Source organism: Leisingera daeponensis DSM 23529, from assembly GCF_000473145.1.
In the GTDB taxonomy this organism is placed as follows: Bacteria; Pseudomonadota; Alphaproteobacteria; order Rhodobacterales; family Rhodobacteraceae; genus Leisingera; species Leisingera daeponensis.
The window spans coordinates 2,651,478-2,663,631 of sequence record NZ_KI421500.1 but is presented as its reverse complement, the minus strand read 5'-3'; the positions used below and the strand labels follow the sequence as shown (position 1 = coordinate 2,663,631).

Below are 12,154 nucleotides of genomic sequence, written 5' to 3'. Positions count from 1 at the left end.
ACCGGCGTCGGCAGCACCGCCTGAAAATATCCCGGCAAGGGCCTGGAGTGGCCGCTGGGCGCCAACCTTCGCCTCTCTCGGGACTGGAGATCCGGCGGTTTGGGCGCGGCACGGCCCCATCTGATTGAGTCTAACTTGTGGAGGCGGCATCGACAGCCGCGCGCTGGTCGCCGGACGCGGGCATGTGGGAGGCGAGAACTTCAGCGCCGATGCCTCGTTCATCAAGTCCGACGATGGTGCAATGTCATCGTCCAAGTTAGAATATTCTCGCTGCCGCGCCGTTCGCCTGAATGCTCGACCCCATGCGGCTGCCTTGGCGCCGGAGCTATATGAGGGACATTGTGTCTACCTCACTGCGTTCAACGAAGGTCGAATGCTGCAAATGGCGGGAACAGATTGAAAGTCATGCGTCGAGCAATCGCCCTTCGACTGCCGCTCTATCCAATAGTCCGCATTATCTGATCTAACGCCCATAGCTGCTGGTCCGCTGGCGCTTGAGATCGATCGTCGGCTATGAATGGCAGCTTTGGGCCGTCTATTGACAACTACCCTGCCCAGTTTGCGGCTTGATGAACGACAGTGGACCCACAGCGTCAGCCTGTGTAACGACAACATCATGGAAAGCGAAATCCAAGATCCCCCAATGCAGATCGCTCAACAGCGTTTCAAGCTGCGCGTGTGGATCACGTCTCGGCTATGGGCCCAGGTGATGGCCGGCATGATCCTGGGGTTTGGCCTGGGCTTGCTGCTAAGCGAGGCGACTGGGGTCGTGCCGCCTGATTTGGCCGAGGTGATCGGGCTTTGGCTCGCCCTGCCAGGAAAGATTTTTCTGGCGCTGATCGCCATGGTTCTCATACCGTTGGTTTTTTCGTCAATAGTTGGCGGTCTTGCGGGGGCCGGGTCAGGAGAGCAGTTGCGCTCCGTGGGCCTGCGTTTGGCTGCCTTCATTCTGGTGACCACAACGGCCGCAGCAGCCATCGGAGTGGCGCTTGCCCAATGGCTGAAGCCCGGAACAGGACTTGCCGGATTTTCCTTGCAATCGCCTGCAGCCGGTTCGCAGCCGCAAGAAGGCCTGCTGCCAGGCATTCCTGCGCCTGAAGAGAGAGCTACACTGCCCGACCTGATCGTCGATATCCTCCCATCCAATCCCACCGCCTCAATCGTCCAGGGAGACATGCTGGCCGTTGTGGTGCTGGCACTGCTGGTCGGCATTTCGGTTACGCAAATACAGAGCAGCCGAGCCGCCACGTTCCTGGCGCTGATGGATGCGCTGTTGTCGATCTCCATGAACATCGTGAAATGGGCTATGTTTCTGGCACCTTACGCGGTTTTCGGGCTGATGGCGCAACTGGTGACGCGAATGGGGTTCGAAACCATGCTTGGCATCTCGGGCTACGTGGGCACCGTGCTTCTGGGCCTCGGCGCGCTGCTGTGCCTCTACCTGGCAATCGCGATGGTCTTTGCACGGGTCACGCCGCTGAGTTTCGCCAAGGTTGCGGGCAGCAACCTGTTGCTTGCTTTTTCCACATCCAGTTCGTCTGCGGTCATGCCGGTGACGATCCAGACATCGCGTCAGCTTGGCGTTCCCGACAGTATCGCGAATCTGGTGATTCCATTGGGGGCAACGATGAATATGGCGGGTACCGCACTCTACCAGGCTGTGGCCATTCTGTTTCTTGCGCAGCTTGCCGGATTAGAGTTGACGGCAGTGCAGATCAGTTTGGTGGTGGGAACGCTTGTCGCGTCGAGTATCGGCGCTCCTGGCACGCCAGGTGTGAGCATCGCTATTCTGATCAGCGTCGCCACGAGCATGGGCATTCCGGTCGAAGGGATGGTGATCATTCTCGGCGTTGACCGCCTGCTTGATATGTGTCGGACGGTAATCAACGTCACTGGCGATCTGGTAGCCGCAGTGCTGTTTCGCGCGGCCGGGCAACCCGAGGCGATGACATCGGTTTGATCCTGCCGGCTTGGGATTGAAGTTGCCTTTGAAGTACCTCCCAGTGACAGCAATAGCCAGCCCTGCCGTCATCTGCTCATAGGAAACGCTGCAACATGCATGAATGGCAAGAATGCGAAAGCCGCATCGCAGCGTGAAACAAATTGATGGATTGCGACTTTGGGCCGGGTGCGAGTCTGGAAACGAGCAGCTCTCTTCGTTCAAAGAGACTTACCCAAGTTCAGGCTCAGCGCCGACGACCCCGCGCCGAGGTTCTCTTGTTCCCGCGCGCGCCGGTCACTATGGGCGTATTCTGCTTGTTTTCATTCCTCAACTTACTCCACCGCGCGAGACGCGCGGGATCCAGCTTCCCCGCCGCGACCGCGGATTGCACCGCGCAGCCGGGTTCATGCGTGTGAGTGCAATCGCGAAATCGGCAATCGGGGGCCAGCTCCGTGATCTCGGCAAAAAGCTCATCGAGACCCGTCGATAAATCGCTAACGTGCAAGGTACGCATTCCGGGCGTGTCGATCACCCACGCGCCGCCTTCGATTGTGTGTAGTGAACGGGACGTGGTGGTATGCCTTCCCTTTGCGTCATCTTCGCGGATGCTGCCCGTTGCCTGCGCGTCATCTTCGGATTTGTGGGCCAGCGTATTCAACAGCGTCGACTTGCCCACACCGGATGATCCGATCAGCGCCACGGTCTGTCCGGCGTGACACCAAGGAGCGAGGGCGGCAATCGCGTCCCGTGACTTTCCATTGATCGAGACCACTTGCAATCCCCGCTGCAACGCCGCGGCCTTGCGCTGGAATTTGGCCACATCAGGTGTCTGATCCACCTTGGTCAAAACAATCACGGCGCCAGTCCCTGCTTGGTTGGTCAGGGCCAGATAGCGCTCCAGGCGGGCAGGATTGAAATCGTCATTACAAGAAGTGACGATAAATACTGTATCCACATTGGCTGCGATCAGTTGCAGCTGCCGCGCCCCGGCGGTCTTACGTTGCAGCAGCGAATGGCGGTCCAGTAGGCGGGAGATTTGATGACTTTGAGGGTCGGCCAGAACCCAATCCCCCACGGCGAAACTGGCGGTTGTCATCCCCGCAGGCAGGCTCAGTTTTGCCCGCCCGCCAACAGAGAACGCCGTTATCTTCGACCGATGCACCGAAGAGACCCTCATCGGCTCAAGGCCTGCGTCATCAGGGCCAAGTTGGTTTTGCAAGGCGGGTGTCCAGCCAAGAGCGTACAAAGGTGCGGGGATATGATGGTCTTGCTTTTCCACAACACACTGAATGATGTTATTGGACGTTCAGGGCAAGTGTTTCAGCTTGATTGGCATTCCTGCGGGGCGGAATGACGGCATGGGCGCCCCGATCGGCGATGGCATCATGACATTTGCACGTGTCACACGCCCCGTCTCCGGCGGCCGGGCCGATCTCCGCATCAGCCGGGATCTGGCTGAGTAGTTCGGGCAGCATGGGCGCGTCGCCGGTATTGCTACCGGTGATCTCGATGGCCCGGATCTCCAGCGTTTGCTCATCGACGCCCCCTTTCGGCAGATTGCTTCGCAATCGCCTGCCGGGGCAGTGGATGTGGATCTTGCGCCACAAGCGGCGTTTCGGACCACCCGCTGCCCGGCAGCACATGCATCGCATGTGCGAGAGGAGGCTTGCGGACGTGCCATTTGCCTTCGCCCTCTGCCTTGATGCCGGTACTGCCTATCAGCAGGTGCAACGGGCCCTTGGAGCCCCGATACGGGATGTTGACGGCGAGGGTCTTTGCCGGCGGCTGAGCGTGCTAAAGCCGGGCACCGAGGTCGAGGCCAACCAAGCGCAACAGGCTGTCTACGAACCCCGCCGTCTGCCGCAGCGCTATGCCGAACAGCGCCTTCATGGAGAGGCAGGTCCGGATGGCGGCATCGCTAAACTGCGGCTGCCTGCCTCGCTTGCCGTTGGGTGCCGGCACCCGCGCCATGTCCGGGTCAAACCAGATCGTCAGCGAGCCACGCTTCTTCAGCGCTTCGTTGTAGGCCGGCCAGTTCTTGGTCTTGCGGCTCGGCGGCATGGGTCTGCCCATGATGCCAGCTGCGATGCTGGCTTCACAAGATGAATCCCCCCGGGGCATTCACGCAACAAAGCCGGGGTCAGAGCCTCTACTCCAATTGGGATCGGACGGTTGAACCGGGAATGAGAGTGAAACCAACGTCCTGAGACCTTCGGCGCGGCTCGCCGTTGATCTGGGACAGAACCATTTCAGCCGCGATCATGCCGATCCGCAGGTGGGGGACTGCGGTTGAGGTGAGCCGATAGGGTAGAATTGAAGCGATCGGCAGATCTCCCCAGCCCGCAATGCCGATATCGCCCGGGATGGAGAGCCCGCGCTTTTGACAATATTGCAAACCGCCAACGGCCATATTGTCATTCTGATAATAGATTACCTCAACATCGCTGTTCGCGGCCAATAGCTGTTCGGTGCCATAGTAGCCAGTATAGAACCCCGGCGCATCTTTCAGGAGGAGTTGCTTCTTCAACGAACCCGCTGAATCGCCAATCATCTTGGCATATCCCGCCAAGCGGGCACTGGCGGCATTTGCGGTATCGTGCGAAGTGCCGACATAGCCGAATTTCCGATACCCGAGACCCGTCAGGTAGCGCCCCATGCTGTAGCCGCTATCAAAGTGGTTCAGCCCAACCGACATATCCAGCGGGCTGGAATTGAAATCCCAGATTTCAACCAGCGGAATACCGGCGCTGCTAAGAAGCTGGATTGATTTCGGCGTGTGGGAGCGCCCCGTCACGATGAGGCCCGCCGGTTGCCAGGAGAGCACGGTTTCGATCCATTTCTCTTCCTGTTCGAGTGCGTGCTCGGTCATCCCCAGGACGGTTTGATGCCCAAAGGCCCCCAGTTTTCTGTCGATCCCTTCAAGGACCTGGGCAAAGATTTCGTTGCCCAGTTCAGGGATGGAAACGCCAACAAAGGTGGAGCGCTGATCCCCTGCAAAAACCGTTGCGAGGCGATTCGGAACGTACCCAAGACGATCTATCTCAGCCATGACCTTGGCGCGGGTACTCTCGGAAAATCCGCCCTCGTCCCGCAAGACGCGGCTTGCCGTCATCTTGGACACACCGGCCGCCTTAGCGATCTGCGCAAGGCTTACTTTGCTGTTTTTATTCGATTTATTAAGGATTCTGCTCATCTGGATTAAATTTAGGTTACGGGTAACCCTTTTGTGTTGACAGGTCCAAGCTTCGGAAGAATGCTAACAGAACGTTACGGGTAACTCAACGAGGGTGTTGGAGAGCATCGAGTTATCTTTTCACTGGGGAGGACTGCACGTGTCAGGAGCTTTGCAGAGCAATCTGTTCTTTGATGGCATTCAAAAGCACTTTGGCGGCACCTATGCGTTGCGCGACGTTTCGCTGAATATCGAGCGCGGAGAAATCGTTGCCCTGTTGGGAGAAAACGGGGCTGGTAAATCTACTTTGATCAAAATTCTCGGCGGCATTCACAAACCTGACGAAGGCCGGGTCCTGATCGACGGCCGAGCCTACGAGCATCGCCCCGGTGGCTTTGGCGAGCGCCAATCGGTGGCCTTTATCCATCAGGATCTTGGCATGATCGAATGGATGACCGTGGCCGAGAACATTGCCCTTGCCTTGGGGTATTCCAAGAAGGCGGGGTTGATCCATTGGCGGTCGGTGGAAGTCTTTGCGCAGCAGGCGCTGGACAAGGTGGGCTGCGATATCGATCCCACGACCCGTGTGCAGGATCTGTCCAGAACGGAAAAGTCTCTGGTGGCGATTGCACGGGCCCTGGCGGTGGAGTGCGACTTTCTGGTTCTGGATGAACCAACCGCCTCGCTTCCGGCCGATGAGGTCGAAAGACTGTTCGAGGCGCTGCGACCGCTTAAGCAGCAAGGCGTCGGGATGATCTATGTGTCCCACCGTCTGGATGAGATTTTTCAAATCGCCGATCGGGTCGCAGTGCTGCGGGATGGTGAACTGGTCGGGATGCGGAGCATCAGCCATACGACCCCGGAAGAGCTGGTCTTCATGATCGTCGGCCGCAAGACCCGGCAGGTGCTCAAGCCTCAGGCCGCGCCGGGCGATACCATTCTGGAAGTGCAAGAGTTGCAGGTCGATGCCGCCGGGCCGGTTGATTTCAAACTCCACCGGAATGAGATCATCGGTCTTGTGGGGCTGCGGGGGGCCGGGCATGAGCATGTGTCGCGCGCCCTGTTTGGTTGCGAACCCTTTTCTGGGTCGGTTTCGCTAAATGGGCAGGTGCCTGATTTGACCTCGCCGCAGGGGGCCTTGAATTCGGGCATCGGATTGGTCGCCAGGGATCGTACGGCTGAATCCGTTGCCATGTCCCTGACCATTCGTGAGAACACCTTTTTGAACCCTGCGGCTGTGGGCCGTTCGCTCTTTTCTTTCCTGACCCCACGGCAAGAGACGGCACTGGCGGAACAGATCGGTTCAGACGTGGCCCTGTCTCCGAATGATCAAAGCATGGCAATCGAAAGCCTCTCTGGGGGCAATCAGCAAAAGGTTGTCATCGGCCGGTGGCTTGAGACCAAACGACAGCTTTTGATCTGTGAAGACCCGACTGCCGGAGTGGACGTGGGCGCCAAGGCGGAAATCTACGCTTTGCTGAACACCGCCCTGGAAGAGGGTGTGGGCATCATCGTGGTTTCGACCGATTTCGAAGAGGTGGCGGCCATTTGCCATCGCGCCATCGTCTTCAGCCAAGGAAAAATCGCCGGCGAGCTTACCGGAACTGAACTGACAACTGAAAACCTGATCCAGGTTGCATCCGCGTCAAACGTGGCGACGAACTGAGGAACCAACCCATGCAATCGCTTGAATCCAATGCCCTCGAACCGACCAAAGCCGAGTTGAAGAATGCCAGTTCGCGCACGCGACTCCTCAGGCTTCTGCCTGTCTATGGTCTGGTTATTCTGACGGCGTTTCTGATCCTGCTCTTTTCGGTTCTTTTGCCGAACACCTTTCCGACGATCCTGAATCTTCGGGCGATTATTTCCGACAAGGCGATTATCGCGCTGCTCTCGTTGGGGGCGATGATCCCCATGGCGGCCGGGCGTATCGACCTGACGGTCGGTTACGGCATCGTGCTGTGGCATATCTTGGCGATTTCCCTGCAAACTCTTTACGGTCTGCCCTGGCCTATCGCCGTTGCGCTAGTGCTTGCACTTGGCTTGCTGACCGGTTTCCTGAACGGCCTGCTCGTGGAAGTGGCCAAGATCGACAGCTTTATCGCGACCCTGGGCACCGGAACCGTCCTTTATGCCCTGGCCCTTTGGCACACCGGCGGGCGCCAGATGGTCGGAGCGCTGCCTGACAGTTTCTATGCGATCAACGGCACTTTTGTCTTTGGTCTGCCGATCACCGGTTTTTATGTGCTGGGGATAACCGTCGCCATGTGGCTGGTGCTCGAATACACGCCGGTTGGCCGCTATCTTTACGCTATCGGCGCGAACCAGCGTGCGGCCCAGCTGAATGGCATTCCTACCCGCAAGTTTGTGATCGGCGCCTTCATGTCCTCCGGTTTCATCACCGCCTTTGCCGGTGTGCTCTTGGCATCCAAGCTGCGGATCGGTCAGGCCTCGGTCGGACTGGAGTTTTTGCTGCCCGCACTGGTCGGGGCTTTCCTGGGCTCGACAACAATCAAACCCGGGCGGGTGAACGTTTGGGGCACCATCATTGGTGTAACGATCCTGGCGGTGGGGATCTCTGGCATTCAACAATTCGGTGGCTCCTTCTGGGTGGAACCGATGTTCAACGGCGTAACCTTGCTGGTCGCGATTGGCATTGCCGGTTACGCCCAACGGCGCAAGGGCGCCAAAAAGTGAAGCCAAGCATAAGGAGGAGATTATGCTTAAACGGACTTTCATGGCGGTATCAACTGCCGCACTACTCTCCGGTCTGGGTGTACCGGTTTTCGCAGAAACACCCTTTGACGGCCCCACCACGGGTCCAGCGGCAGCAGAGGGAAAATCCATTGTCGTTGTTGCCGGTGACCTGAAGAATGGCGGCATTCTGGGGGTTACCAACGGGGTGCAAGAAGCCGTCGAGGCCATCGGATGGGAGCTGCGCATACTCGACGGAGCGGGTTCGATTCAGGGGCGCACCGCGGCCATCGGCCAGGCCATGGCGCTCAGGCCTGATGGCATCATCATCAACGGGTTTGATGCGGTTGAACAACAGGCAGCACTTGAAGGTGTCGTGAGCGCCAGCATCCCGATAGTGGCTTGGCATTCTGGCCCCAAGATTGGCTGTGACGCGCCCGGCGGCATCTTTGCGAATGTCTCAACCGATGCGATGACCGTTTCCGAGGTCGCCGCAAAATGGGCGATGGAGGAAGGCGGCAGCAATGTTGGCGCCGTGATCTTTACCGACAGCACCTATCAGATCGCCATCGACAAGGCTGACCGCATCAAGGAAACCATCGAAGCGATGGGCGGTACAGTTCTGGAATATGTCGATACGCCGATCGCGGATACGTCGTCCCGCATGGGGCCGCTGACAACCAGCCTGCTTCAGAAATACGGTGACCAGTGGACACATGCACTGGCGATCAACGATCTCTATTTCGACTTCATGGGGCCTGCCCTTGCGTCGGCCGGGATCAAGAGCGTGGATGGTCCTCAGGCGGGGTCCGCTGGTGATGGGTCCGAGGCGGCGTTCCAGCGTATTCGCTCTGGCAACTACCAGGCGATCACCGTGGCGGAACCGCTGAACCTGCAAGGTTGGCAGTTGGTTGATGAGCTGAACCGCGCCATCCAGGGCGAGGCATGCTCGGGCTACGTCACAACACCTGCTCTGGTGACCAAAGACGGTCTGGAGAAGCTGGGCGATTCAAACCAGTTCGACCCCGATAGTCCCTATCGTCAGGCCTATCAGGCGATCTGGGGCAACTAGGCCCTGATCCAAAGGCGGCTCTCTCCTGATGTCCCTGGAAAGAGCCGCCAAAACGCAAACGAATTAGCGCAAGCCCGTTCGTCGGCCCATGGCCCGGCCTGGCGGAGCTATGCGCGGGGGAGAAGATATGAGCGATCAGCCATTGGTGCGGATGCGCGGAATTACAAAGCGGTTCGGGGGCGTGACGGCCCTGCAAGACGTGGACCTCGAAGCCTACTCTGGGGAGGTCCTGGCCATTGTCGGAGACAACGGTGCCGGAAAATCCACCCTTATCAAGATACTGACTGGGGTCTACCAGGCCACCGAAGGCGAGATCTTCCTCGATGGCAATAGGCTGGAGATGTCTAGCCACTCGGACGCGATCAAGGTGGGTATCGACGCCGTTTACCAGACCCTCGCGCTGGCCGATCATCTGACACCGGCGAACAACATGTTCCTGGGCAACGAACTGATCAAACGTGTCCTGGGCATTCCGATGCTGGACAACCTGCGCATGAAGTCCGAGGCCACCCGCATTCTGGACGAACGCCTTGGTGTCAGGCTGCGGTCAATGGATGTGCAGACCGACAGCCTCTCTGGCGGTCAGCGCCAGGCCGTCGCTATCGCCCGTGCCGTCTATCACGAGGATCTGCGGCTGCTGGTGATGGATGAGCCGACGGCGGCTCTGGGCCCGCAGGAAACCGCCCGAACCCTGAAACTGATCAAGAGCCTTCGCGATCAGGGGCTGGCTGTGATCCTGATCAGCCATTCGCTTGATGATGTGTTCGAGGTGGCCGATCGGGTGCATGTGCAACGCCGGGGCCGTGCTGTGGGCGTTGTGAAAACCGCCCAAAGTTCGGTGCAGGAGGTCCTTGGCCTCATCGTCGGCGCGCAAGACGCCGCCGCCTGAGGAGAGAGATAATGACGTTCACAACAACGAACCCGCAAAACAAAGCCTTCATAGAGCGGCTTGAACCCTATCTCGCGATCATCGGCCCCATGGTCATGATCTTTGCCATTCTGATGTTCATGGGGGTTGCAGAGCCGGCGCGCTATTTCCGCCTGTCCAACCTGAACCTGATCCTGCTGGATGCAGCACTTTACATGCCCATGGCGATGGCCATGACATTTGTGATTACGCAGCGGGGGATTGACCTGTCGATAGGTTCCATCGCGGCCCTCTCGGGCATTCTTATGGCCTTTCTGATCAAACAGTATGGGTTTCCAGCCTGGGTGGCAATGCCCCTGGCCATTGTCCTGGGTGCGACGATGGGCTTGATCAATGGTTTGATCATTACCCGTTTCAAGGTGCCTGACCTCATCGGCACCCTGGCGATGGACCTTGTCTATCGCGGGCTTGCGCTGGTCATCGCCAAGGGTCTGGTTCTGGCCCGCTTCCCGGATCTCATCACCGAAATAGGCCGAGGTCAGATCCCTGGCTTCATCCCGGTGCCGGTGGTGATCGGGCTGTTGACGATGGCACTGGGCTATTGGGCACTGACCAGAACCCATTTTGGCCGCTACACCATTGCGATCGGCTCGAACCCCGAGGCCAGCGAGATGACTGGCATCGCCGTCAATCGTCACAAGATCTATGCCTATGTTCTGATGGGCGCCTGTGCCGCGCTGGCCGGGGTGATGCTGACCGGCAAGCTCAACGCGATTCAGGCGACATCAGCGCCCTATTTCAACCTGCATGTCATTGCGGCGGTTGTTGTTGGGGGGACTTCGCTCTTTGGCGGGAGGGCCTCGATGCTGGGTTCGCTGGCGGGTGTTCTGCTCTTGTCGATGATGATCAATGCCCTGGTGACTCTGCGGATCGAGTTCTTCTGGCAATCTGTTGCATCGGGCGCGGTGATTGTCAGCTCTGTCGCGCTTTACACCTGGATGCAGAAGAAAGACCGCGATGGCGCACGAAGCGTGCTGGCGGGTCTGCGGACATCCGAAGCGCAAAAACTCATGAATTTCGCAGCTTTGCTTATCGGGCTGTTGATCCTGTTGCTGGCACTTGGGGCCGGACTGGCAACCGATCCCAAGCCAACTGGCTAAGGATCAGGGTGGTGCGCCCGAGGTAGGAGCTCGGGCGCACCTGCAAGACTCCACAATTTTCGCGAAAGGGAGGACTTACCGTGAAAAGATTCAACAAACTACTGCTGGCGACAAGCGCATTCTGTGCCATTTCTTCAGTAGCCCTGGCCGATGGCGCCCAAACCAAGCTGCCCCTGCTGGAATTGCCCGGCATCGAAGACCGGGACTACTGGATTCCGGGTGAGGTGAACGCCGAGGGCAAGCTGGAAGCCTTGCAGGCGGTCGTCGGTGCCAAGGCCGTACCCTATTCCGGGACGCTGGCAAAGCCCATCCAGATCGCCTTGATCTATCCGTCGGCTGATACGTCCGACTTTTGGGCGCGGAACTACATCGCCATGACCAAGCGCCTGGAAGATCTGGGCATTCAGTTTGAGACGACCGAATTCGCAAGCCGTCAGATCGAACATTCGTTGCAATCAACCTATGCCAACCAGGTGGTGCAGGATGCCGATCTTTATGACTTCGTGATCTTTGGTCCCTCCGAACTGGCGATTCAAGCGGACAATATCGACAAAATGGCGAGCAGTGATGGCTTTTCTACCTTTGTCTGGGCTTTCCATACACCGCTGAAGGATCTGAAAAACCAACCAGACGGCTGGTTCGATTTCAGCTCGGCAGCCGGGGCCTTGACCATGTGCGATTATATGCTGGGGCGGCTGGGCAATGATGTGACCATGGCGATGAACCGCGGGATTCCGGGGATCACCGACGACCAGCGGTCTGGCGATTTCAAGGCTTGCGTCGAGGAAAAGGGCAACTGGACGACGGCCTATGAACACTATGGCGAGTATCAGCGGGAAGGGGGCTTTGATGGGACCTCATTGATCATGCAAGCCTATCCCGAAGCCACTGTCATTCACAACGCCAACACGGCCATGGCCATGGGCTCTGTCGAGGCGCAGGTCGCCATGGGCAAAGAGAAGGAAATCTTCTCGACCGGGTGGGGTGGCACCGGCCTGGAGCTTGATGCGATCCGCCGCGGAGAGCTTGACGCAACCCCGATGCGGATGGGTGATGATGTTGGTGCGGCCACGGCAGAGTCGATCAAGGCGCATCTGGAAGGACGCTCCGATGAGTTGCCCTTTGTTTTCCTGGGGCGCATCACTGTCGCTCATGACCAGATGTCGGCCGCAGAGATCGATGCCCTGGAGACGGAGGCATTCCGGTTCTCGGGGGCTGGCGCTCTGGAACGCTAAGAGGGTCGGGG

General features: G+C 58.6%; 9 protein-coding genes and 1 pseudogene. 7 read left to right on the top strand and 3 right to left on the bottom strand.

The features are described from left to right. Positions 1-538: 538 nt before the first annotated feature. Positions 539-1,960 carry a dicarboxylate/amino acid:cation symporter gene (locus tag DAEP_RS22740; RefSeq protein WP_208855449.1) on the top strand — a complete coding sequence of 474 codons (1,422 nt, stop codon included), beginning with the start codon at positions 539-541 and terminating at the stop codon, positions 1,958-1,960. Between the two features lie 226 nt (positions 1,961-2,186). On the opposite strand, the gene rsgA is transcribed toward DAEP_RS22740, so the two are convergent. From rsgA to DAEP_RS0113515, 3 genes and pseudogenes are all read right to left on the bottom strand, one after another. Continuing rightward, entirely contained in the window at positions 2,187-3,221 is a 1,035-nt protein-coding gene (gene rsgA, locus DAEP_RS0113530; RefSeq protein WP_036760679.1) for a ribosome small subunit-dependent GTPase A, read from the bottom strand. A gap of 52 nt (positions 3,222-3,273) precedes the next feature. After that, a pseudogene (locus DAEP_RS23620) lies at positions 3,274-4,015 on the bottom strand (IS5 family transposase); the annotation flags it as partial. A 76-nt stretch (positions 4,016-4,091) separates the two neighbouring features. Beyond that, positions 4,092-5,135 carry a LacI family DNA-binding transcriptional regulator gene (locus DAEP_RS0113515; protein ID WP_027245007.1) on the bottom strand — a complete coding sequence of 348 codons (1,044 nt, stop codon included), beginning with the start codon at positions 5,133-5,135 and terminating at the stop codon, positions 4,092-4,094. A gap of 94 nt (positions 5,136-5,229) precedes the next feature. On the opposite strand from DAEP_RS0113515, the gene DAEP_RS0113510 reads away from it, so the two are divergent. The 6 genes from DAEP_RS0113510 (at position 5,230) to DAEP_RS0113485 (ending at position 12,143) form a co-directional block, all read left to right on the top strand. Beyond that, positions 5,230-6,780 (top strand): sugar ABC transporter ATP-binding protein, encoded by a 1,551-nt coding sequence (locus DAEP_RS0113510; protein WP_245595092.1) that lies wholly within the window; start codon positions 5,230-5,232, stop codon positions 6,778-6,780. An 11-nt stretch (positions 6,781-6,791) separates the two neighbouring features. Further along, a complete protein-coding gene (locus DAEP_RS0113505) occupies positions 6,792-7,811 on the top strand; it encodes an ABC transporter permease (RefSeq protein WP_027245005.1) in 1,020 nt (339 codons plus the stop codon). A gap of 22 nt (positions 7,812-7,833) precedes the next feature. Next, entirely contained in the window at positions 7,834-8,880 is a 1,047-nt protein-coding gene (locus DAEP_RS0113500) for a substrate-binding domain-containing protein (RefSeq protein WP_027245004.1), read from the top strand. A gap of 127 nt (positions 8,881-9,007) precedes the next feature. Then, complete coding sequence (locus tag DAEP_RS0113495; RefSeq protein ID WP_027245003.1) at positions 9,008-9,769, top strand: ATP-binding cassette domain-containing protein; 762 nt, start codon at positions 9,008-9,010, stop codon at positions 9,767-9,769. 11 nt (positions 9,770-9,780) lie between these two features. Beyond that, positions 9,781-10,908, top strand: coding sequence for an ABC transporter permease (locus DAEP_RS0113490; protein ID WP_027245002.1), 1,128 nt, complete (start codon positions 9,781-9,783; stop codon positions 10,906-10,908). Between the two features lie 80 nt (positions 10,909-10,988). Continuing rightward, a complete protein-coding gene (locus tag DAEP_RS0113485; RefSeq protein WP_027245001.1) occupies positions 10,989-12,143 on the top strand; it encodes a substrate-binding domain-containing protein in 1,155 nt (384 codons plus the stop codon). The last annotated feature ends 11 nt before the right edge of the window (positions 12,144-12,154 follow it).